The sequence below is a fragment of the Bacillus sp. Nf3 genome, from assembly GCF_003028545.1.
GTDB classification, from domain to species: domain Bacteria; phylum Bacillota; class Bacilli; order Bacillales; family Bacillaceae; genus Bacillus; species Bacillus safensis.
Map to the genome: position 1 here is coordinate 257,499 of NZ_PYUA01000002.1, position 23,091 is coordinate 280,589.

The following is a 23,091-nucleotide window of genomic DNA, read 5'->3' on the forward strand; positions in this document are numbered from 1 at the left end:
AGCTGGAAACCGGTGTTACTTTCTAAAGTGAACTCACCTCTGAGTGTCTGCTTGAAATGATAGTAGGGCAGGCCGAGTGACATTGCTCACTCGTTACCAAAATGGACGAAAGATGTCCATGAGACGGCAGCAGGGTTTGCCGTGAACAAGGGTGGTACCGCGAAAAACAAAGCTTTTTCGCCCCTTTGACCTAGTGAAAAGTAGTGTCATTGTGGGGTGAGAAGGCTTTTTTATATGGTCTCATATCTCTATCTTGAATGGAAAAGGGTGAAAGGACTTGACTGAAGCAAGACAAAGAGGAGGAAATCAAATGGGGACAAATGTACAAATGGAGACGGAAAAATCAAAAGCGCCACAAACGATGAACGGTGCACTCATGTTAATTGAAGCACTCAAAAGAGAAAAAGTAGAAGTCATTTTCGGCTATCCAGGCGGAGCAGTTTTACCAATCTACGATAAAATTTACGATTCTGGTTTATTTCATGTCCTGCCAAGACATGAGCAGGGAGCGATTCACGCAGCAGAAGGATACGCAAGAGTATCTGGTAAACCAGGTGTTGTCATTGCAACATCAGGGCCTGGAGCGACAAACCTTGTGACAGGAATTGCAGATGCGATGATTGATTCACTTCCCCTAGTTGTATTCACAGGGCAGGTGGCAACGTCAGTCATTGGATCGGATGCTTTCCAAGAAGCAGATGTACTCGGCATCACAATGCCAATTACAAAGCACAGCTACCAGGTAAGAAATCCAGAGGAATTACCGGGTGTCATTAAAGAGGCATTCCATATTGCAACAACAGGCAGACCTGGTCCAGTATTGATCGATATTCCAAAAGATGTCGCAGGCATTGAAGGAACGTTTGAATATGACCAGCCAATTGATTTACCTGGTTATCAGCCAAAAGTAGAGCCGAACTATTTGCAAATTCGCAAATTGGTAGAAGCTGTCAGCAGAGCGAAGAAACCAGTTATTCTAGCAGGAGCTGGCGTTCTTCATGGCAAAGCATCTGAAGAATTAAGACAGTATGTAGAGCAGCAGCAAATCCCAGTCGCTCATACATTGCTTGGACTTGGCGGATTCCCGGCAAAGCATCCTCTTTTCCTAGGGATGGCTGGTATGCATGGCACATATGCAGCAAACATGGCTCTTCATCAATGTGACCTGCTCATTTCAATCGGAGCAAGATTTGATGACAGGGTAACAGGCAACCTCAATCATTTTGCGAAACATGCGAAGGTTGCTCATATTGACATCGACCCGGCGGAAATTGGCAAGAACATTCATACCCATATCCCGGTTGTTGGAGACAGTAAGCTCGTTCTTGAAGAGCTGATCAAGCAAGACGGGAAGCAAGGGGAATCAGACGAATGGAAAAATCAATTAGATCAGTGGAAGGAAGAATATCCACTCTGGTACGTTGAAAACGAAGCTGAAGGTTTTAAACCTCAAAAGCTGATTGAATACATTCATCAATTCACAAAAGGTGAAGCCATTGTCGCAACTGATGTCGGACAGCATCAAATGTGGGCGGCACAGTTCTATCCATTTGAAAATGCAGATAAGTGGGTCACATCTGGAGGACTTGGCACAATGGGCTTCGGATTACCAGCAGCCATTGGCGCTCAGCTAGCTGATCAAGAGGCAACCGTTGTAGCAATTTTAGGAGACGGAGGTTTCCAAATGACCCTGCAAGAACTTGCCGTTATCCGTGAGCTGAACCTTCCAGTCAAAGTGATTGTACTCAATAATCACAGCCTTGGAATGGTAAGACAATGGCAAGAAATTTTCTACGAAGAACGCTACTCACATTCTAAATTTTCAGAGCAGCCAGACTTCGTGAAATTATCTGAAGCTTATGGCATTAAAGGAATCAGAATCTCATCAGACGAAGAGGCGAAAGAAAAGCTAGAAGAAGCCTTAACCTCTAGAGAGCCTGTTTTCATCGATGTCAATGTAGCGAGAGATGAAAAAGTATTCCCGATGGTAGCACCGGGGAAAGGACTTCATGAGATGGTGGGGGTGAAACCTTGAAAAGAATTATTGTGTTGACTGTATTAAATCGATCAGGCGTACTGAACAGAATCACAGGCCTCTTTACCAAAAGACACTACAACATTGAAAGCATTACGGTCGGCCATTCTGAGATTCAAGATGTATCACGCATCACGTTCGTCGTCCATGTAGACCAAGAGAAAGACATCGAACAGCTGACAAAACAGCTGAACAAACAAATCGATGTTCTGAAAGTAACAGACATTACAAACCAATCAATCGTTCAGCGAGAGCTGGCTTTGATAAAAGTCGTATCTGCACCAGCATCTAGAATGGAGATCACGGGGGTCATTGAACCTTTTAGAGCTTCTATTGTAGATGTGAGCAGAGAGAGTGTCGTCATTCAGGTGACAGGTGAGTCTTCAAAAATTGAAGCACTCATTGAATTACTTAAGCCATACGGCATTAAAGAAGTCGCCAGAACTGGCACTACGGCCTTTGCGAGAGATAATCAGCAAAAGCCGCAAACAAATAAAACAATTTCAATTGTCTAAACAAAAGGAGAGAGTCAAATGGTAAAAGTATATTATAACGGTGATATTCAAGAAAACGTATTAAATGGTCAAAAGGTAGCAATCATTGGTTACGGTTCACAAGGTCATGCACATGCATTGAACTTAAAAGAAAGCGGCGTAGATGTGATCGTCGGCGTGAGAAAAGGCGGATCTTATACAAAAGCACAAGAAGACGGCCATCAAGTATTCACAGTAAAAGAAGCAGCAGCACAAGCAGACGTCGTCATGGTACTACTTCCAGATGAGCAGCAAAAGAAAGTATATGATGAAGAAATCAAAGATCAATTAGAAGCTGGAAACTCACTTGTATTCGCACACGGATTTAACGTTCACTTCCATCAAATTGTTCCTCCAAGTGACGTAGATGTGTATCTTGTAGCTCCAAAAGGTCCAGGACATCTTGTGAGAAGAACATATGAGCAAGGCGCTGGTGTACCTGCCCTATTTGCTATCTATCAAGATGTATCTGGTCAAGCGAAAGACAAAGCACTTGCTTATGCGAAAGCGATCGGCGGAGCAAGAGCGGGCGTTCTTGAAACAACATTTAAAGAAGAAACAGAAACGGATCTTTTCGGTGAGCAGGCAGTTCTTTGTGGAGGTCTTACTTCACTAGTAAAAGCAGGATTCGAAACGTTAACAGAAGCTGGTTATCAGCCAGAGCTTGCATACTTCGAGTGTCTACATGAACTTAAATTAATCGTTGACCTTATGTATGAAGAAGGATTAGAAGGCATGAGATATTCAATCTCTGATACAGCACAATGGGGTGACTTCGTATCAGGACCACGCGTTGTAGATGCAAAAGTAAAAGAATCGATGAAAGCTGTTTTGACTGATATCCAAAACGGAACTTTTGCAAAAGAATGGATCGTTGAAAACCAAGTGAATCGTCCACGTTTCAATGCAATCAATGCAAATGAAAATGAGCACCAAATTGAAATCGTTGGTAGAAAGCTTCGTGAAATGATGCCTTTCGTTAAACAAGGAAAGAAAAAGGAAGCGGTGAGCGTCGGTGCGGAAAATTAATTTTTTTGACACAACACTTCGAGATGGAGAGCAATCACCAGGAGTGAACTTAAATGCACAAGAAAAGCTAATCATTGCAAAGCAGCTTGAGCGCCTTGGGGTTAATATCATTGAAGCGGGTTTTCCCGCTTCATCCCGAGGGGATTTCTTAGGCGTACAGGAAATTGCAAGAACGATTAAAAACTGTTCTGTTGCTGGTCTTGCACGATGTGTGAAAGGTGACATTGATGCTGCATGGGAAGCATTAAAAGATGGAGTGGAGCCAAGGCTTCATGTCTTTATTGCTACTTCTGACATTCACCTGAAGTATAAACTAAAGAAAACACGTGAAGAAGTCGTAGAACAGGCTGTCGCAATGGTGAAATATGCGAAAGAACGTTTTCCAGTTGTCCAATGGTCAGCAGAAGATGCGTGCCGTACAGATCTTGCTTTCTTGGCAGAAATTGTAGAAAAGGTCATTGACGCTGGGGCGAGTGTCATTAACTTGCCAGATACAGTTGGATACCTAGCGCCAAAAGAGTACGGGAATATCTTTAAATATATGAAGGAACACGTTCCGAATATCGACCGCGTTAACTTGTCCGCTCACTGTCACGATGATCTAGGAATGGCTGTGGCAAACTCACTTGCTGCCATTGAAAATGGAGCAGATCAAATCGAAACGGCTGTCAACGGAATTGGTGAGCGCGCTGGAAATGCCGCTTTAGAAGAAATTGCAGTAGCTCTTCATATTCGAAAAGACTTTTACCAGGTCGAATCAACGATTCAATTGAATGAAATTAAGCGTACAAGTGATGTAGTGAGCAAATACTCAGGAATGATTGTGCCGCGTAATAAAGCAGTCGTTGGAAACAACGCTTTTGCACATGAATCAGGTATTCACCAAGATGGTTTCCTCAAAGAAAAAACAACCTATGAAATTATTTCTCCAGAGCTTGTCGGTGTGACAACAGATGTGCTTGTCCTTGGAAAACACTCCGGAAGACACGCGTTTAAAGACCGCATGAAAACACTAGGCTTTAAACTAACGGAAGATGAAATCAATAAATTCTTTGAGACTTTCAAGAACTTGACAGAGAAGAAGAAAGAAATTACAGATGATGATTTGATCTCTATTATATTAGAAGAAAAAGTAGCAGATCGAAAAATTGGCTACGAATTTGAAAGTCTGCAAGTGCATTATGGAACAGAACAAATGCCAACAGCAACAGTTTCTCTGAAAAACCAAGAAACACAGGCAGTCATTCAAGAAGCAGCTACAGGTGCAGGCAGTGTAGAAGCTGTGTACAACACGCTTGAGCGCTGTATGGAAGAAAGAATTCATTTGCTGGACTACCGCATTCAATCAAATGGAAAAGGCAGAGATGCACTAGCAGAAGTATATGTCACTGTTTCAATAGAAGGAAAAGAAACAGCAGGACGTGGTGTAGCGCAAGATGTGCTTGAAGCATCGGCGAAAGCTTACGTCAATGCAGTGAACAGACATTTAATCTTCAAATCAAATCTGATTGAAATTGAGAAACATCACGCGATCTCATAGGAAAGGAGGAAGGTTCTCATGAAAAAGAAAATTGCACTTTTGCCCGGCGATGGAATCGGACCGGAAGTCGTGACATCTGCAGTCGCTGTCCTTCAAGAGACAGCGGCTCAATTTAGGCACGAATTCGAATTTGAAACTGCGCTCATTGGCGGTATCGCAATAGATGAAAAAAACAACCCGCTTCCAAAGGAAACAGTAGATGTATGCAAAAGCGCTGATGCGATTTTATTAGGAGCAGTCGGCGGACCAAAGTGGGATCAAAACCCGCCAGAGCTTCGTCCAGAAAAAGGCTTGCTCGCCATTCGTAAGCAACTGGACTTATTTGCTAACATCCGCCCTGTAAAGGTGTTTGATAGCTTAAGCGAGGCATCTCCGTTAAAACAGGATCACATTAACGGAGTCGATTTCGTCATCGTTCGTGAATTAACAGGCGGTCTCTATTTTGGTGAACCAAGCGAACGCTATACAGATGATGAAGGAAAAGAAGCTGCCGTTGATACGCTCCTTTATACAAAGGAAGAAATTGTCCGCGTATTAAAAGAAGCGTTCGATATGGCCTTAACGAGACGGAAAAAAGTGACGTCTGTGGATAAAGCGAATGTTCTTGCTTCTAGTAAACTATGGCGGGATGCAGTAGAAGAAGTTGCTTCTCAATATCCAGAAGTTGAATTTGAGCATATGCTCGTTGACAATGCCGCCATGCAGCTGATTTACAAGCCCGCTCAATTTGATGTCATTGTGACAGAGAATATGTTCGGTGACATTTTAAGTGATGAAGCTTCGATGATTACTGGATCACTCGGCATGCTGCCATCTGCTAGTTTATCAAGCACAGGCCTTCATTTATATGAGCCAATTCATGGTTCAGCACCCGATATTGCGGGGCAAAACGTTGCAAACCCTCTGGCAACCATTTTATCAGCAGCAAGCTTGCTTAGAACATCCTTTGCATTAGAAGAAGAAGCGGCTGCAATAGAAGACGCTGTGGAAGCTGTTCTTGCCTCTGGCAAACGAACAAAAGATTTAGCAGCAAAAGAGGGAACATATCAAACGACTGAAGAAATCACTAATGCGGTTGTAGACGCACTCAAGAAGCGCGTGCAAACGATTGTATAAATAGAATCTTGTGGAATTAGATAGAGGGAGGAAAAGGGTTATGCCTCGAACAATCATCGAAAAAATATGGGATCAGCATATAGTCAAAAGCGGCGAGGGGAAACCAGACCTTTTATATATTGATCTGCACTTGGTGCATGAAGTGACATCACCTCAAGCATTTGAAGGATTAAGACAAAAAGGGCGTAAGGTGAGAAGACCTCAAAACACGTTTGCGACGATGGATCACAACATCCCAACTGTGAATCGATTTGTGATTAAAGATGAGATTGCTAAAAAGCAAGTGAGTGCCTTAGAGCGCAACTGTGCGGAATTTGGCGTTCGTCTTGCTGATCTCCACAGTGTTGACCAGGGAATCGTCCATGTCGTTGGACCGGAGCTTGGATTGACACTTCCGGGGAAAACAATCGTTTGTGGAGATAGTCATACATCAACTCACGGCGCGTTTGGCGCGCTTGCCTTTGGGATCGGTACAAGTGAGGTTGAACATGTACTTTCTACACAAACACTTTGGCAGCAGCGTCCGAAAACGCTAGAAATTAGAGTAGACGGAAAGCTTCAAAAAGGGGTAACCGCCAAAGATGTCATTTTAGCCGTCATTGGTGCACACGGCGTGAAGTTCGGTTCAGGTTATGTCATTGAATACACTGGGGAAGTATTCAGAAACATGACGATGGATGAGCGGATGACAGTTTGTAATATGTCGATTGAAGCAGGCGCGAGAGCAGGATTGATTGCACCTGATGAAGTCACCTTCGAATATTGCCGCGGCCGCAAATATGCACCGCAGGGCGAGGATTTCGAAGCAGCTATTAAAGAATGGGAAGAACTTAGAACAGATCCAGGTGCAACCTACGATAAAACCATTGTGTTAGATGGAAATAAGATTTCACCAATGGTTACGTGGGGAATTAACCCAGGAATGGTACTGCCTGTGGATGCATCAATTCCAGGACCTGAGGACTTTGCACAAGAAGATGATCAAAAAGAAGCGATTCGTGCTTACGAATACATGGGAGTCCATCCGCATCAGCGTATAGAAGATATTACGATTGAGCATGTCTTTATCGGCTCATGTACGAACTCAAGAATGACTGATTTACGCCAAGCCGCTTCTATGATTGAAGGACAAAAAGTAGCAGATCATGTCAGAGCGATTGTGGTGCCTGGCTCTCAAAGTGTCAAATTGCAAGCAGAAAAAGAAGGTCTTCATGAAATCTTCCTTGAAGCAGGATTTGAATGGAGAGAATCAGGCTGCAGTATGTGCCTTAGTATGAATAACGATGTGGTACCGGAGGGCGAACGCTGCGCGTCCACATCAAACCGTAACTTTGAAGGGCGTCAAGGGAAGGGTGCGAGAACGCATCTTGTCAGCCCGGCAATGGCTGCAATGGCTGCGATACATGGCCGATTTGTCGATGTCAGGAAGTTTAATCAAGAGAAAACAGTCGTGTAAGGAGTTGTCATAGATGGAGCCTTTAGTCACTCATAAAGGGAAAGCCGCTGTGCTTAACCGTATCAATGTAGATACAGATCAAATTATTCCGAAGCAATTTTTAAAAAGAATCGAACGAACAGGATATGGCCGCTTTGCCTTTTTCGACTGGCGTTATTTAGCCGATGGCAGCCCAAATCTAGATTTCGAACTGAATCAGCCGATCTATGAAGGAGCATCGATTTTGATCGCAGGAGAAAACTTTGGCTGCGGATCATCTAGGGAACATGCTCCTTGGGCGCTTGATGATTATGGCTTTAAAATTGTCATCGCACCATCATTCGCAGATATATTTCATCAAAACTGCTTTAAAAATGGGATGCTTCCGATTCGCCTTGATTATGATGTGTGGAAAACCTTCGCAGCATCATATGAGAACAAAGGGTATGAGATGACGGTTGATCTTGAAAAACAGCAGATAGAAGATCACGAAGGGAATATCACCCCTTTTCAAGTCGACCCTCACTGGAGAGAAATGCTCCTAAATGGTTATGATGAGATTTCATTAACATTACTACTAGAAGATGACATTCAAGCATTTGAAGAAAAGCGTAGCAACTGGCTGCGCGCTTAAGCAACGAGAAGCTGTCCGCCCGAGGTGTGACGGCTTCTTTTTTGCATAAAAACCTCTCGTTACTTGTGTTTACTAATCTTCGTTGGTAAACTGATAAAAAATATGCGCCCGAAAGGAACGTAAGCATGAAGCATGACAAGAAGAAAGATAATGTCATTTTGTTTCCTGGTCTGAAAGAAAGACTGATTGAAAAAGGAATGGCAGCATTAAAAGATAAACAGTATCAAGAGGCGCTTCACTTGTTTTCAGAAGCAAAATCGTATGATGACGATGAAGAATCCGATATTCACCTCGGAATGGCAATTTGTTTTCTGGAGCTGGGTGAGCTGCAGGATGCAAAGCGTGTTTGTGAAAAAATGCTGCATGAAGGATATGGCCACTATTTCACTGTGCTCCAAGTGTATATGACGATCTTAATTCAGCTGAAAGAATATGAAGAAGTCAAACAGACAATTGAGGCTGTGCTCGAGGAAAACCATCTTCCGGCAGAAAGCGCGGAGCATTTTTACAAGCTGCTCGAATTTAGCAGAAAAATGATTGAATCACCTGAAGAGATTTTAGATGAAGATGAGGAAGCCGGAAGTGAGGTCAATATAGATGACATGCTGAAGCGGCCGGAAGAACAGGTCCAGTTCATCCATTCATTGAAAGACCGGAATATTACACCGCACATGGGTCTATTAAATACAATCTTACAAAATCCCGATGGGAACCCTTTGGTCAAATCAATGATCCTGCAGCTTCTGGCAGATCATGATGTGGCAAAGCCGGTTCATGTGACAAAATTCGGTGATTCTTTAACACTTATTCCTTCTGAGGCTGTAAAGCCAGAGCAGATGCCGCTTCTTCAGCAAGTCCTTCGTATGCTCGATGACACGCTCGGCAATGAGAACCCAACCCTTTACCAAGGCGTGGAAGAGCTATGGCGCCGGCACTTATTTGTGCTGTATCCATTTCTTCCTAAGTACACAGATCCGAGTCTTTGGGCAGCGGCGCTTCATAAAGTCGGCTATGAAATGCATGGGATCGAGATTGAACTCGAAGAATTGCATCTATTGTATGAATTTAACGAACGAGAGCTGAGAGAAGCTTGCACAATGCTGAAAGATATTGAAGAAATTTCTTATTTGTAATTTGTCGATTTAGTTGAAAGACGGACTTGTTATGTTATAATATAATGGTTGTATTTGTGCATATATAGTGCAGTTGTCAGATTCCAACGGTTGAAAGACGATATGTATAATCAAGTCAAATGTTGTATACATAATGCAAGCTTCTTAGCGGAGTGCGTGGTTTTTGATTGGACGAAGTCTTTATGATGCTTTAGAATGGAGCAACGCACAATCTGAATAGATTTTTGGAGGGAAACACACATGTCAGTAAAATGGGAAAAACAAGAAGGTAACGAAGGCGTTCTAACTGTAGAAGTTGACGCTGAAACATTTAACAAAGCACTTGATGATGCATTTAAGAAAGTGGTTAAGCAAGTATCAATCCCTGGATTCCGTAAAGGGAAAGTACCACGTGGTCTTTTCGAGCAGCGTTTTGGTGTAGAATCTCTTTATCAAGATGCATTAGATATTCTTCTTCCAGTTGAATATCCAAAAGCAATCGACGAAGCTGGTATCGAACCAGTTGACCGCCCTGAAATCGATGTTGAGAAAATCGAAAAAGGCGAAAGCTTAATCTTCACTGCAAAAGTAACAGTGAAGCCTGAAGTAAAACTTGGTGACTACAAAGGTCTTAACGTAGAAAAAGACGACACAGCTGTTACTGATGAAGATGTACAAGAAGAGCTTAAAGGCATGCAAAACCGTCAAGCTGAGCTTGTTGTCAAAGAAGAAGGCGCAATCGAAAACGGCGATACAGTTGTTCTTGATTTCGAAGGATTCGTTGATGGAGAAGCATTCGAAGGCGGAAAAGCTGAGAACTACTCTCTTGAAGTAGGTTCTGGTTCATTCATCCCTGGGTTCGAAGAGCAATTAGTTGGTCTTGAAGCTGGCGCTGAAAAAGACGTAGAAGTTACATTCCCAGAAGAATACCATGCTGAAGACCTTGCAGGTAAACCAGCTGTATTCAAAGTGAAAATTCATGAAATCAAAGCAAAAGAACTTCCAGCACTTGACGATGAGTTCGCTAAAGATGTTGATGAAGAAGTAGAAACACTTGCTGAGTTAACTGAAAAAACGAAGAAACGTCTTGAAGAAGCAAAAGAAAACGAAGCAGAAGGAAAACTTCGTGAAGAGCTAGTTGCGAAAGCTTCTGAAAATGCGGAAGTTGACATCCCACAAGCGATGGTTGACACAGAGCTAGACCGCATGATGAAAGAATTCGAACAACGTCTTCAAATGCAAGGTATGAACCTTGAGCTTTACTTCCAATTCTCTGGACAAGATGAAGATGCGCTTAAAGAGCAAATGAAAGAAGATGCTGCTAAACGCGTAAAATCTAACCTAACACTTGAAGCAATTGCTGCTGCAGAAAACTTACAAGTGTCTGACGAAGAAGTGGAAGAAGAACTTTCAAAAATGGCTGAAGCATACAACATGCCAATTGAAAATATCAAACAAGCGATCGGATCTACTGAAGCAATGAAAGAAGATCTAAAAGTTCGTAAAGCAATTGATTTTCTTGTAGAAAACCGTTAATATGGTGCATAATAATAAAACAGGGCGCGAGTGACTCGTGCCTTGTTTTGTACAATTTTTGACTTATCATCGCTTCTTTTGGAAACGATAGTGTAAGTCGCATCTTTCTGTCATACATATCTCAATGTGCGGTGTTAGAAACACATCGTTACCGTCTTTTAGGAAAGTATGGTAAAATGCATACATACTGGACCCAGAAAGGTAGCTGACTGTTAGCTACAGGCAAGTGAAGAAGAATAAGGGGTGAAAGAATGTTTAAATTCAACGAGGAAAAAGGTCAATTAAAATGCTCGTTTTGCGGAAAAACGCAAGATCAAGTGCGTAAACTGGTCGCAGGACCTGGCGTATATATATGTGATGAATGTATCGAGCTTTGCACGGAAATAGTTGAAGAAGAGCTCGGCACAGAGGAAGAAGTTGAATTCAAGGATGTTCCGAAGCCTCATGAAATTCGGGAGATTCTTGATGAATATGTCATCGGACAAGACAATGCGAAAAAATCCTTAGCTGTAGCGGTTTATAACCATTACAAACGGATCAATTCCAACAGCAAGATTGATGATGTTGAGCTTTCGAAAAGTAATATTTCTATGATTGGACCAACAGGAAGCGGTAAAACATTACTTGCTCAAACACTTGCTCGTATTTTAAATGTTCCATTTGCGATCGCAGATGCAACATCATTAACTGAAGCAGGTTATGTTGGTGAAGACGTAGAGAATATTTTACTAAAGCTGATCCAGGCAGCGGATTATGATGTAGAAAAAGCGGAAAAAGGCATTATCTACATCGATGAGATCGATAAAGTAGCAAGAAAATCAGAAAACCCTTCTATCACTCGTGATGTATCTGGGGAAGGTGTCCAGCAAGCCCTTTTGAAAATTCTTGAAGGAACAGTTGCTAGTGTACCGCCTCAAGGTGGACGTAAGCATCCTCATCAAGAATTCATTCAAATCGATACAACAAATATCCTCTTTATTTGTGGTGGAGCCTTTGACGGCATTGAGCAAATCATCAAACGCCGCTTAGGTCAAAAAGTAATTGGATTCGGTGCGGAAAATAAAGTCGAAGATCTTGAAAAAGAAGTCCTTCTATCAAAAGTACTGCCAGAAGACTTGCTTCGCTTCGGTTTAATTCCAGAATTCATCGGTCGTCTACCGGTTATTGCAAGCCTAGAGCCGTTAGATGAAAAAGCACTTGTAGAAATCTTGACGAAGCCTAAAAATGCGCTCGTTAAGCAATATACAAAAATGCTTGAGCTTGACGATGTAGAGCTTGAATTTGAAGAAGATGCTCTTAGCGAAATTGCGAAAAAAGCAATTGAGCGTAAAACAGGAGCTCGTGGTCTTCGCTCAATCATTGAAGGTATCATGCTTGATGTGATGTTTGACCTTCCATCTCGTGATGATATTGAAAAATGTGTCATCACTGGTGCAACGGTTGCTGATGGTGAGCCGCCGCGTCTTGTTTTAAAAGATGGCACAGTCGTCAACAAAGATACAAAAACATCTGCATAAGAGAAGTCTCACTCCTGAATCATTTTGATTCAGGAGTTTTTTATTTATCGTGGAAGACGTGTTTATTCCGTCCAGCTCTAGGAAATACTAGCAGACAGAAACCAATACATACGATAGATGAAGGAGGGAGCACCGATTGAGCTGGACAGGAATCGTATTATTTATACAGCTGTTCTTTGGTATCGTCATCGGGCTGTACTTTTGGAACTTACTGCGAAATCAGCGCACACAAAAGGTGACGATAGACAAAGAATCAAAGAAAGAAATGGAAGCACTCAGAAAGATGCGCTCAATCAAGCTGAGTGAGCCTTTATCAGAGAGAGTCCGGCCAAAGGGATTTCAAGATATTGTAGGGCAGGAAGACGGCATTCGTGCTCTAAAAGCGGCGCTTTGCGGACCAAATCCTCAGCATGTCATTGTCTACGGCCCACCGGGAGTTGGAAAAACAGCAGCTGCCCGTCTTGTCATGGAAGAAGCGAAGCGTCATGCTGATTCACCGTTTAAGAAAGATGCGGTATTTGTGGAGCTCGATGCCACAACCGCAAGATTCGATGAACGGGGCATCGCAGACCCACTCATTGGTTCCGTGCATGACCCTATTTACCAAGGGGCGGGAGCGATGGGACAGGCAGGCATTCCGCAGCCAAAACAAGGAGCCGTTACGCATGCTCATGGAGGGGTTCTGTTTATTGATGAAATTGGTGAACTGCATCCGATCCAAATGAACAAAATGCTGAAAGTCCTTGAAGATCGGAAAGTATTTTTAGACAGTGCCTACTACAGTGAGGAAAACACCCAAATTCCGAATCACATCCACGATATTTTTCAGAATGGGCTTCCGGCTGATTTCCGGTTGATTGGTGCTACGACAAGAACACCTGAAGAAATTCCACCGGCTATTCGCTCAAGGTGTTTGGAAATTTTCTTTAAGGACCTTGACCAGCATGAACTGAAAATTGTTGCTGCTAAGGCTGTCCAAAAAATCCAAAAGGAATTAAGTGATGAAGGGCTGAACCTGTTAACCTCCTATGTGAAAAATGGCCGTGAAGCAGTCAATATGGTGCAGATCGCCGCTGGAATGGCCGTCACAGAAAACCGAAAAGACATCACGATCGAAGATGTCGAGTGGGTCATTCATTCAAGTCAGCTGACACCAAGATATGAACAAAAAGTACCGGAAAAGCCAAAAGTCGGGGTAGTGAATGGTCTGGCTGTCTACGGACCAAACAGCGGTGCCCTGCTTGAGATTGAAGTGAACATATGTAAGGCGCTTGAAAAAGGCAGTATCAACATTACAGGCATTGCAGAAGAAGAAAGCATTGGCAGTCAGTCTAAATCCATTAGACGAAAAAGTATGGCCAAAGGGTCTGTTGAAAATGTATTAACAGTGCTGAGAAACTTAGGCATACGGACAAATGAATATGACATCCATATTAATTTCCCAGGCGGTGCCCCGATTGATGGACCGTCTGCTGGGATTGCCATGGCGGCGGCGATTTTCTCTGCTATTCATCAAATCCCGATTGATCATCTGACAGCGATGACAGGTGAAATCGGGTTGCAGGGTCAGGTGAAGCCGATCGGCGGTGTGATACCGAAGATTAAGGCGGCGAAACAAGCTGGTGCTACTACCGTGATTATTCCTTATGACAACCAGCAGTCGATCTTAAAAGAGATTGAAGGCGTCACCATTGTGCCTGTGAAGCACTTCCAAGAGGTGCTGGATCAGTGTTTGGTCAACCCGCCAGACGAGAAGAAAGATGGACTAGAAGAGGAAATGAAAAGAAAATCTGTTTAATCCCCATCACATATGGGGATTTTTTAGTGAAATAGATCTTTTTTTCTTTTTCAAGATAAAAAGAAAGGGTATACTACGGTAAGATCATCATTTCTCAAGTCTTTTACATTGTACAAGACTGAAACAGGTATATTATAATGATTCATACTAGTGACGGAGGTGTCAATCAACATGGCAGATGAAATCAAAAAGAATGTTCCGCTCCTCCCATTGCGAGGCTTGCTTGTTTATCCAACAATGGTCTTGCATTTGGACGTTGGACGCGAGAAGTCTGTTCAAGCATTAGAACAGGCGATGATGAACGATCATATGATTTTTCTAGCAACACAGCGGGAAATTTCAATAGATGAACCAGGTGAAGAGGAAATTTTCAAAGTCGGCACCTACACAAAAATCAAACAAATGCTGAAGCTGCCGAATGGAACGATTCGTGTACTCGTAGAAGGCTTAAATCGAGCGCAGATCGAATCATATGTGGAGCTTGAGGACTATACGTCCGTCGATATTAAAGAATTGGCAGAAGAAGATTTAAAGGACGCAGAAGCAGAAGCACTCATGCGCACTTTGTTAGATCACTTTGATCAGTACATAAAAATTTCAAAAAAAATCTCAGCTGAAACATATGCAACGGTGACGGATATTGAGGAACCGGGGAGAATGGCAGATATCGTTGCTTCTCACCTGCCGCTTAAATTAAAGGACAAACAAGAAGTACTTGAAACAGTGGATGTTAAAAAACGTCTGAATCGTGTCATCAGCTTAATTCACAATGAAAAAGAAGTGCTGGAAATTGAAAAGAAAATTGGTCAGCGCGTCAAACGTTCAATGGAACGAACGCAAAAAGAATATTATTTGCGTGAACAAATGAAAGCCATTCAAAAGGAGTTAGGTGACAAAGAAGGAAAAACGGGCGAAGTCAGTTCATTAATGTCTAAAATCGAAGAGTCCAGCATGCCGGATTCTGTTCGTGAAACGGCACTAAAAGAATTGAACCGTTATGAAAAAATTCCTTCAAGCTCTGCGGAGAGCTCTGTCATTCGAAATTATATTGATTGGCTGATCAATCTTCCATGGGGCACCTATACAGAAGATCGTCTAGATTTAAAGCTGGCAAGTGAGATTTTAGATGATGAGCATCATGGGCTGGAAAAAGTCAAAGAACGTGTGCTTGAATACCTTGCTGTACAGAAGCTGACCAATTCATTAAAAGGACCGATTCTTTGCTTAGCAGGACCTCCTGGGGTAGGGAAAACGTCACTTGCCAAATCGATTGCTAAATCACTTGACCGAAAGTTTATCCGTATCTCTCTTGGCGGTGTGCGTGATGAATCTGAGATTCGTGGACATAGAAGAACGTATGTAGGCGCGATGCCAGGCCGTATCATTCGCGGGATGAGCAAGGCAGGCACAATGAATCCGGTGTTTCTTTTAGATGAAATTGATAAGATGTCATCTGATTTTAGAGGTGATCCGTCTTCTGCGATGCTTGAAGTGCTGGATCCAGAGCAAAATCACAACTTTAGCGATCACTATATTGAAGAGACATTTGATTTATCACAAGTGTTATTTATTGCCACTGCCAACAATTTAGCAACCATTCCAGGCCCACTTCGTGATAGAATGGAGATTATCACGATTGCAGGGTATACAGAGGTTGAAAAAGCAGAGATTGTGAAAGATCACCTTCTGCCGAAGCAGCTAAAGGAGCACGGATTAAAGAAAGGGAACTTGCAGCTTCGTGAAGCAGCGATTTATGATATGATTCGCTATTACACAAGAGAAGCAGGAGTTCGTGGATTAGAGCGTCAGCTTGCGGCCATTTGCCGAAAAGCGGCAAGAGCGATTGTGGCTGAAGACCGAAAACGCATCACAGTGACGGAAAAGAACTTATCTGAATTCCTTGGAAAAAGACTTTACCGTTATGGTCAGGCTGAAACAACAGACCAAGTGGGGGTTGTCACAGGACTTGCGTATACGACAGTTGGCGGAGACACCTTATCAATTGAGGTATCACTCTCGCCTGGTAAAGGCAAGCTCTTGTTAACAGGTAAGCTTGGTGATGTCATGAGGGAATCTGCACAGGCGGCATTCAGTTATATTCGTTCCAAAGCAGATGAACTGAACATTGATCCTAATTTTAATGAAAAGCACGATATTCATATCCATGTTCCAGAGGGTGCGGTTCCAAAGGACGGGCCATCAGCTGGTATCACCATTGCGACGGCTCTTGTATCAGCACTCACAGGACGTCCTGTATCAAAAGAGGTTGGTATGACAGGAGAGATAACGTTAAGAGGAAGAGTGCTTCCAATTGGCGGACTAAAAGAAAAAGCATTAGGCGCACATCGTGCAGGATTGAAAACCATTATTCTTCCAAAGGACAATGAGAAGGATATTGATGATATTCCTGAAAGTGTGAGAGAAGGACTAACCTTTATTCCGGTCTCACATTTAGATGAGGTGCTTGAGAAAGCGTTGGTAGGAGAGGGAAGATGAAAGTAACAAAATCAGATATCGTCATTAGTGCGGTGAAACCAGAGCAGTACCCGAGCGGTGGACTGCCTGAAATCGCGCTTGCTGGACGATCAAATGTTGGAAAGTCCTCGTTCATCAACTCATTGATTAATCGTAAAAATTTAGCGCGTACGTCTTCTAAACCAGGAAAGACACAGACGCTTAATTTCTACATTATTAATGATATGCTCCATTTTGTGGATGTTCCGGGCTACGGCTTTGCCAAAGTATCAAAAACAGAGCGCGAAGCCTGGGGTAGAATGATCGAAACGTATATTACAATGCGTGAAGAATTAAAAGCAGTTGTCCAAATTGTGGATCTGCGCCATAAGCCATCAGTAGATGATGTGAACATGTATGAATTCCTTAAATATTACGGAGTTCCCGTGATCGTCATCGCAACAAAAGCGGATAAAATTCCAAAAGGCAAATGGGAAAAACATGCGAAAGTCGTCAAACAGACGCTCGACATTGACCCATCAGATGAACTCATCTTATTCTCTTCTGAAACAAAAAAGGGAAAAGATGAAGCCTGGAATGCGATCCTTGCGAAAGTAAACGGCTAAAAAAAGCATCTGCGATGAGCAGATGCTTTTTTATTGTATAAGTTATTTCCTTTTTAAAAATAATAAGAGGAGACTGACAGCAATCAGTACATAAGGCCAGTACAATTCAAAGCCGGAAGTAGGGATCGAAAGGGAACTTAGCTGTTTTGTAATTTGCTGAAAGAAATAAAGGAACAGACCGAGTGCGATCAGCACAACACTTTCAATACGATATTCTTTTTTCTGAGATGATTTCACAAAGAGTGCAAGTCCTATGATGAACACAATCATCGTAAATGTGTCTGGCCAGTGTTCCAATTTTGGCTGAAGAATAAAGTGTAGCGAAAGGCCTGTCATGAGCATACCGATAAACACATGAGCGCTTTCTTGCTCCTTTTTTCCTTGATATAAGAACGCGAGACCAAAAAGCAGTACAAGTGTATACCATTTCTCTTGATCCTTCCAAATGTCAAATTGACCTCCTGAGAGAATGGCATATAGCGCTACAGCCAGTAAAGTGAGCGGCAGCAAAATGGATTTCTTCTTCAAAGATGTCACCTTCTTTTAAGCAGATCATTTGTCCGCACGCGCCAAATCTGGTAAATTGCTTGAAGTGATGATATGGCATAATTGATGTCGAACATTTTTCTACTATATCACAACATTTTTGAAATCTGTTCACAATTTTTATCCAGTTAAAAATGAATATATGTTATAATCATTATAAATAATAAATTCTATATTGTAATTATTATAAATTAGACAGGGCGTTGGGGGTGCAAGCTGAAGTTATGCATATTCTTGTTGTGGGTTTAGATTATAAAACAGCCCCTGTTGAGATACGGGAACAGCTGAGCTTTGAACCGAGTGAGCTCGGAACAGCGATGTCCAAGCTTAAAGAAGAAAAAAGCATTCTAGAGAATATCGTCATCTCAACATGTAATCGAACAGAGATCTACGCAGTAGTAGATCAGCTTCATACTGGACGGTTTTATATAAAAAGATTTTTAGCCGATTGGTTCGGTTTAGAAAAGGAAGATGTCTCTCCATATTTGAAGTTTTATGAAAACGATGGAGCGGTTGAGCATTTATTCCGTGTGGCCTGTGGACTTGATTCCATGGTCATTGGTGAAACGCAAATACTCGGTCAAGTACGCTCCAGCTTTAAAGTAGCTCAAGAGGAGAAGACCATTGGTACCGTTTTTAATTATTTATTTAAACAGGCGGTCACTGTTGCAAAACGCTCTCATGCGGAAACGGATATTGCGTCTAATGCGGTGTCTGTCAGCTATGCAGCGGTTGAGCTTGCTAAAAAAATCTTTGGACGTCTTTCTGATAAGCATGTCCTGATTCTTGGCGCGGGCAAAATGGGCGAACTGGCAGCTCAAAACCTTCAAGGGCAAGGAATTGGCCAAGTAACGGTCATCAACCGAACGTTTGAGAAGGCAAAGGAATTGGCCGGTCGTTTTTCAGGAGAGCCTAAGAGCTTAAACCAATTAGAAAAAACATTATCCGAAGCGGACATTTTAATCAGCTCAACGGGTGCGAAACAATTTGTCATTACAAAAGAAATGGTTGAAAGTGCGAATAAAAAGCGGAAGGGCAGACCTCTATTTATGGTAGATATTGCTGTACCCCGTGATTTAGATCCAGCCATTTCTGAAGTAGAAGGTGCTTTTTTGTATGACATTGATGACCTTGAAGGCATCGTGGCTGCCAACTTAAAAGAGCGCCGTGCAGTGGCTGAGCAGGTTGAGCTCCTGATTGAAGCAGAAATTGTAGAATTTAAGCAATGGCTGAATACGTTAGGTGTTGTTCCAGTCATTTCTGCACTTAGAGAAAAGGCACTCACAATTCAAGCCGATACGATGCAGAGTATTGAGCGAAAGCTTCCAAACCTCACAAACCGTGAAATGAAGCTGTTAAATAAACATACGAAAAGCATCATCAACCAAATGCTGAAAGATCCTATCTTAAAGGCAAAAGAAATTGCCGCGGAGCCAAATGCAGAGGAAAAACTTTTACTTTTTAAAGAAATCTTTGATTTACAGGTTGAAGATGAAGAGCAAAAGGTCGAACCTGTACAGGTGGAGCAAGGGGCATTTCAGCTGTTCAAACCAAATATGGCACAAGGCTTTGCTACAGTTGCCAGTGAGTGATTAAGCGATGATGGAATCCATTGTAGCGAGACTCAATGAAGCAACGATCTTAATCTATGCACTAAGTGTCTTGTTCTATTTCATAGATTTTCTTCAACACAACCGGAAGGCTGGAAAAATGGCTTTCTGGTTGCTTTCTATTGTCTGGCTGCTGCAAACAGTCTACATGTTCTATATTATGATGGAAACAGACCGATTCCCTGTGTTGAATGTAGCAGAGGGGTTATATTTTTATACGTGGGTGCTTGTGACACTTTCGCTTGTCCTCACAAAGATATTGCGCGTTGAATTTATTGTCTTTTTTACAAATGTGATCGGTTTTTCCATGATGGCGATTCACACCTTTACACCATCTGACCTCCATTCAGCAGAACTAACGGGGAAGCTGACGAGTGAACTGCTCGTGATTCATATTACGATGGCGATTTTATCCTACGGTGCCTTTTCACTTTCTTTTGCATTTTCACTGCTTTATCTCTTTCAATATCGTTTGCTGAAAAAGAAAAAATGGGGAAAATGGCTTTTGAGAATTGAAGACTTATCAAAGCTGGATCATATGGCGTACGTATTAAACATTATTGGTGTGCCAATGCTTTTGCTTAGTTTAATTCTTGGCATCATTTGGGCATATATTTCGTATGATACGTTGTACTGGACAGATGCAAAGGTGCTTGGTTCGTTTATTATGCTGTTTTTATATGGCTTTTACTTATATATCAGATTGGTGAGAAATATGCAGGGCAAAATCGTGGCATTTTGGAATGTCGCTTCATTCCTTGTGCTAATGATCAATTATTTTCTGCTTGGTAGCTTATCAACCTTTCATTGGTTTCAATAATGATGAGTCTTAAAGGCATTGTCGGGAGGAAGACGTATTGCGTACAATTAAAGTTGGTTCTAGACGAAGTAAGCTGGCAATTACACAAACAAAATGGGTCATTCAAAAGCTGTCTGAACTAAACCCTTCTTATTCTTTTGAAATAAAAGAAATTGTGACAAAGGGTGATCAAATTTTAGATGTGACCTTATCTAAGGTTGGCGGAAAAGGACTGTTTGTTAAAGAGATTGAGCAGGCGATGCTGAATCATGATATCGATATGGCGGTGCACAGCATGAAGGATATGCCGGCTGCTCTTCCAGAAGGTTTAGTGATTGGCTGTATTCCTGAGCGTGAAGATGTGCGGGATGCACTTATTTCGAAGGATCATCTGAGTCTCAGCGAACTGCCTAAGGGTGCAATTGTGGGAACGAGCAGCTTACGGCGCAGCGCACAGCTTCTTCAGGAAAGACCAGATCTTGAGATTAAATGGATTCGAGGAAACATTGATACGAGATTGGAAAAGCTGAAAAATGAAGAGTATGATGCCATTATTCTAGCGGCTGCCGGTCTGTCCAGAATGGGATGGAGCAAAGAGGTTGTGTCGGAATTTTTATCTCCTGAGACGTGCCTTCCAGCCGTTGGACAAGGCGCGCTATCGATTGAGTGCCGCGGGGATGATGAAGAGCTGTTGCAGCTTCTCGCCCAATTTACGAATGAATATACGAAGAAAACGGTCCTCGCAGAAAGAGCCTTCCTCAAACAAATGGATGGAAGCTGTCAGGTGCCGATCGCCGGCTATGCAACGATGAATGAGCATAATGAAATTGAACTAACAGGTCTTGTTGCATCTGCTGATGGGCACTCAATTATTCGAGAAACCGTCACAGGCACTGACCCTGAAGCAATTGGAACAGCGTGTGCGAAGCAGATGGCCGATAAGGGAGCAAAGGATTTGATCGACAAGGTGAAAAAGGATCTGTCTCAATGAGCATAGGCAAATCGCTTCACGGACAGACGGTGCTTGTCACTCGAAATGAACGTCAAGCGGGCGTGTTTCAGCAAAAGATTGAAGCGCTGAACGGCCATGCGGTTTTAACCTCTCTTATTCGGTTTGAGCCTACGCTCACAAAAGAAAAAGCGCAGGACTTTTTAAAGGACTTAGAAAATAGCCAATGGCTTGTTTTCACGAGTGTGAATGGTGCGTCTTTTTTTCTGAACTACATAAAAGACCATCATTTCCAAAAGAGCTTATCCCATTTGAAAGTGGCTGCTGTAGGAGAGAAAACCTCTGCCTATCTTGAGCAGCACGGCTTGAAGGTGGATGTTGTGCCAGAACGATTTATAGCGGAAGAACTGGCAGATGCATTACTTGACCATGTACGCCCAGGAGATCGTGTGTTTGTAGCAAAAGGGCATCTATCACGAGATGTGGTGAAAGAGACCCTCGTTCCGCTCGGCATTGAGGTAAAAGAATGGATTTTATATGAAACAGTCAGGGATGAGGAAGGAATTGCTGCTCTTAAAACGGCAATGACGAAGCAATCATTTGATTTTATTACATTTACGAGCTCATCTACTGTTCATTCTTTTATGCATGTGATGGAAGCAGATGCAGCGATGCTTGCTGCATCTGACACCTGTTTTGTGACGATCGGTCCTCTAACAAAAGAGGCATTGCTTCAATACGGGATTTCTTCTGAAACCCCAGATACTTATACGATAGACGGAATGCTTGATTTGATGTGCCGTTTATCTGAAAGGAAGTTGAACCATTGATGAAATTTAACAGACACCGCAGATTGCGGACAAGCGCAGGAATGAGAGAATTAGTCAGAGAAACCTTTTTAAGACCATCTGATTTCATTTATCCGATCTTTTTTGTAGAGGGAGAAAATGTCCGAAAAGAAGTCTCTTCAATGCCAGGTGTGTATCATATTTCTGTAGATCTTGTGAAAGAAGAAGTCCAAGAGCTTGTTGATCTCGGCATCAAATCGATCATTGTATTTGGTGTGCCAGATCATAAAGATCATGTAGGCAGTGAGGCGTATCACGATCATGGCATAGTTCAAAGAGCAACGCTTGAGATCAAAAAGCATTTCCCAGAGCTCGTGGTCATTGCAGACACTTGCTTATGCCAATATACAGATCACGGACATTGCGGAATCGTTGAAGATGGTGAAATTTTAAATGATGAATCTCTTCAGCTATTAGCGAAAACTGCTGTCAGCCAAGCGCGTGCAGGTGCAGATATCATCGCGCCTTCAAATATGATGGACGGATTTGTTGTTGCCATTCGTGAGGCACTGGATGAAGCGGGCTTTATTCATGTGCCAGTCATGTCTTATGCCGTGAAATATGCAAGTGCTTTTTACGGTCCGTTCCGTGATGCAGCACATAGTACACCGCAGTTTGGAGATCGTAAAACATATCAAATGGACCCTGCAAACCGTTTAGAGGCTCTAAGAGAAGCGCAATCTGATGTAGAAGAGGGAGCAGACTTCTTGATTGTCAAACCATCTCTTTCTTACTTAGACATTATGCGTGATGTGAAAAATGAATTTACACTCCCTGTTGTTGCTTACAATGTGAGCGGAGAGTATGCAATGGTAAAAGCCGCTGCTCAAAATGGCTGGATTTCTGAAAAAGAGCTTGTTTTGGAAATGCTGACAAGCATGAAACGTGCAGGAGCAGAACTCATCATTACGTATCATGCAAAAGATGCAGCAAAATGGCTCTCGGAATAAAGAACGGATAGACAGGAGGACATT

At 42.5% G+C, this 23,091-nt stretch carries 19 protein-coding genes and 1 other annotated feature (1 of these 20 cut by a window edge); of the genes, 18 read left to right on the forward strand and 1 reads right to left on the reverse strand.

Annotated features, from left to right (window positions below; translation table 11 throughout):
• Positions 1–188: a binding site (T-box leader), on the forward strand; it begins 59 nt to the left of the window's first position.
• A 122-nt stretch (positions 189–310) separates the two neighbouring features.
• The 13 genes from ilvB (at position 311) to yihA (ending at position 17,365) form a co-directional block, all read left to right on the forward strand.
• Positions 311–2,035, forward strand: a complete 1,725-nt coding sequence (gene ilvB, locus C9414_RS06105) for an acetolactate synthase large subunit (protein ID WP_025092480.1) — start codon at positions 311–313, stop codon at positions 2,033–2,035.
• Positions 2,032–2,550, forward strand: a complete 519-nt coding sequence (ilvN, locus tag C9414_RS06110; protein WP_007501584.1) for an acetolactate synthase small subunit — start codon at positions 2,032–2,034, stop codon at positions 2,548–2,550. Before ilvB ends, ilvN begins: the two co-directional genes overlap by 4 nt.
• Before the next feature lie 18 nt (positions 2,551–2,568).
• Positions 2,569–3,597, forward strand: coding sequence for a ketol-acid reductoisomerase (gene ilvC / locus C9414_RS06115; RefSeq protein WP_024423187.1), 1,029 nt, complete (start codon positions 2,569–2,571; stop codon positions 3,595–3,597).
• Entirely contained in the window at positions 3,584–5,137 is a 1,554-nt protein-coding gene (locus C9414_RS06120; RefSeq protein ID WP_047202466.1) for a 2-isopropylmalate synthase, read from the forward strand. Before ilvC ends, C9414_RS06120 begins: the two co-directional genes overlap by 14 nt.
• A gap of 18 nt (positions 5,138–5,155) precedes the next feature.
• A complete protein-coding gene (gene leuB / locus C9414_RS06125; protein ID WP_099663507.1) occupies positions 5,156–6,253 on the forward strand; it encodes a 3-isopropylmalate dehydrogenase in 1,098 nt (365 codons plus the stop codon).
• Positions 6,254–6,293: 40 nt separating this feature from the next.
• On the forward strand, positions 6,294–7,709 hold the full coding sequence (leuC, locus tag C9414_RS06130) for a 3-isopropylmalate dehydratase large subunit (protein ID WP_039180431.1): 1,416 nt from the start codon (positions 6,294–6,296) through the stop codon (positions 7,707–7,709).
• Between the two features lie 13 nt (positions 7,710–7,722).
• Complete coding sequence (gene leuD, locus C9414_RS06135) at positions 7,723–8,322, forward strand: 3-isopropylmalate dehydratase small subunit (protein WP_107163280.1); 600 nt, start codon at positions 7,723–7,725, stop codon at positions 8,320–8,322.
• 125 nt (positions 8,323–8,447) lie between these two features.
• Complete coding sequence (gene ddcA, locus C9414_RS06140) at positions 8,448–9,455, forward strand: DNA damage checkpoint antagonist DdcA (RefSeq protein ID WP_047202463.1); 1,008 nt, start codon at positions 8,448–8,450, stop codon at positions 9,453–9,455.
• Between the two features lie 240 nt (positions 9,456–9,695).
• Positions 9,696–10,970, forward strand: a complete 1,275-nt coding sequence (gene tig / locus C9414_RS06145; RefSeq protein WP_034279803.1) for a trigger factor — start codon at positions 9,696–9,698, stop codon at positions 10,968–10,970.
• A 251-nt stretch (positions 10,971–11,221) separates the two neighbouring features.
• A complete protein-coding gene (clpX, locus tag C9414_RS06150) occupies positions 11,222–12,487 on the forward strand; it encodes an ATP-dependent protease ATP-binding subunit ClpX (protein ID WP_024423180.1) in 1,266 nt (421 codons plus the stop codon).
• Between the two features lie 136 nt (positions 12,488–12,623).
• Entirely contained in the window at positions 12,624–14,285 is a 1,662-nt protein-coding gene (lonB, locus tag C9414_RS06155) for an ATP-dependent protease LonB (RefSeq protein ID WP_041086484.1), read from the forward strand.
• 171 nt (positions 14,286–14,456) lie between these two features.
• Entirely contained in the window at positions 14,457–16,781 is a 2,325-nt protein-coding gene (gene lon / locus C9414_RS06160; RefSeq protein WP_047202462.1) for an endopeptidase La, read from the forward strand.
• Positions 16,778–17,365, forward strand: a complete 588-nt coding sequence (yihA, locus tag C9414_RS06165; RefSeq protein WP_024423177.1) for a ribosome biogenesis GTP-binding protein YihA/YsxC — start codon at positions 16,778–16,780, stop codon at positions 17,363–17,365. Before lon ends, yihA begins: the two co-directional genes overlap by 4 nt.
• 42 nt (positions 17,366–17,407) lie before the next feature.
• Here yihA and C9414_RS06170 read toward each other — a convergent pair whose 3' ends face one another.
• Positions 17,408–17,893: a hypothetical protein gene (locus tag C9414_RS06170; protein WP_107163281.1), complete on the reverse strand. Its 486-nt coding sequence runs from the start codon at positions 17,891–17,893 to the stop codon at positions 17,408–17,410.
• A 242-nt stretch (positions 17,894–18,135) separates the two neighbouring features.
• Here C9414_RS06170 and hemA point away from each other — a divergent pair, with 242 nt between their 5' ends.
• From hemA to hemB, 5 genes are read left to right on the forward strand one after another with little or no spacing between them, the layout of a single operon-like run.
• Positions 18,136–19,503: a glutamyl-tRNA reductase gene (gene hemA / locus C9414_RS06175; RefSeq protein WP_039180415.1), complete on the forward strand. Its 1,368-nt coding sequence runs from the start codon at positions 18,136–18,138 to the stop codon at positions 19,501–19,503.
• A 7-nt stretch (positions 19,504–19,510) separates the two neighbouring features.
• Positions 19,511–20,341, forward strand: coding sequence for a cytochrome c biogenesis protein (locus tag C9414_RS06180; protein WP_039180413.1), 831 nt, complete (start codon positions 19,511–19,513; stop codon positions 20,339–20,341).
• A 37-nt stretch (positions 20,342–20,378) separates the two neighbouring features.
• Positions 20,379–21,311 carry a hydroxymethylbilane synthase gene (gene hemC, locus C9414_RS06185; protein WP_107163282.1) on the forward strand — a complete coding sequence of 311 codons (933 nt, stop codon included), beginning with the start codon at positions 20,379–20,381 and terminating at the stop codon, positions 21,309–21,311.
• Positions 21,308–22,099, forward strand: a complete 792-nt coding sequence (locus C9414_RS06190) for a uroporphyrinogen-III synthase (protein WP_107163283.1) — start codon at positions 21,308–21,310, stop codon at positions 22,097–22,099. The genes hemC and C9414_RS06190 overlap by 4 nt, the downstream gene beginning before the upstream one ends.
• Complete coding sequence (hemB, locus tag C9414_RS06195; protein WP_029706177.1) at positions 22,099–23,067, forward strand: porphobilinogen synthase; 969 nt, start codon at positions 22,099–22,101, stop codon at positions 23,065–23,067. Before C9414_RS06190 ends, hemB begins: the two co-directional genes overlap by 1 nt.
• Positions 23,068–23,091 lie beyond the last annotated feature (24 nt).

Bases quoted from the DNA above. Each gene is read 5' to 3' on its own strand.
- ilvB (WP_025092480.1), top strand. From the start codon at position 311: ATGGGGACAAATGTACAAATGGAGACGGAAAAATCAAAAGCGCCACAA.
- ilvC (WP_024423187.1), top strand. From the start codon at position 2,569: ATGGTAAAAGTATATTATAACGGTGATATTCAAGAAAACGTATTAAAT.
- leuB (WP_099663507.1), top strand. From the start codon at position 5,156: ATGAAAAAGAAAATTGCACTTTTGCCCGGCGATGGAATCGGACCGGAA.
- leuC (WP_039180431.1), top strand. From the start codon at position 6,294: ATGCCTCGAACAATCATCGAAAAAATATGGGATCAGCATATAGTCAAA.
- leuD (WP_107163280.1), top strand. From the start codon at position 7,723: ATGGAGCCTTTAGTCACTCATAAAGGGAAAGCCGCTGTGCTTAACCGT.
- ddcA (WP_047202463.1), top strand. From the start codon at position 8,448: ATGAAGCATGACAAGAAGAAAGATAATGTCATTTTGTTTCCTGGTCTG.
- tig (WP_034279803.1), top strand. From the start codon at position 9,696: ATGTCAGTAAAATGGGAAAAACAAGAAGGTAACGAAGGCGTTCTAACT.
- clpX (WP_024423180.1), top strand. From the start codon at position 11,222: ATGTTTAAATTCAACGAGGAAAAAGGTCAATTAAAATGCTCGTTTTGC.
- lon (WP_047202462.1), top strand. From the start codon at position 14,457: ATGGCAGATGAAATCAAAAAGAATGTTCCGCTCCTCCCATTGCGAGGC.
- yihA (WP_024423177.1), top strand. From the start codon at position 16,778: ATGAAAGTAACAAAATCAGATATCGTCATTAGTGCGGTGAAACCAGAG.
- hemA (WP_039180415.1), top strand. From the start codon at position 18,136: ATGCATATTCTTGTTGTGGGTTTAGATTATAAAACAGCCCCTGTTGAG.
- C9414_RS06180 (WP_039180413.1), top strand. From the start codon at position 19,511: ATGATGGAATCCATTGTAGCGAGACTCAATGAAGCAACGATCTTAATC.
- C9414_RS06190 (WP_107163283.1), top strand. From the start codon at position 21,308: ATGAGCATAGGCAAATCGCTTCACGGACAGACGGTGCTTGTCACTCGA.
- hemB (WP_029706177.1), top strand. From the start codon at position 22,099: ATGAAATTTAACAGACACCGCAGATTGCGGACAAGCGCAGGAATGAGA.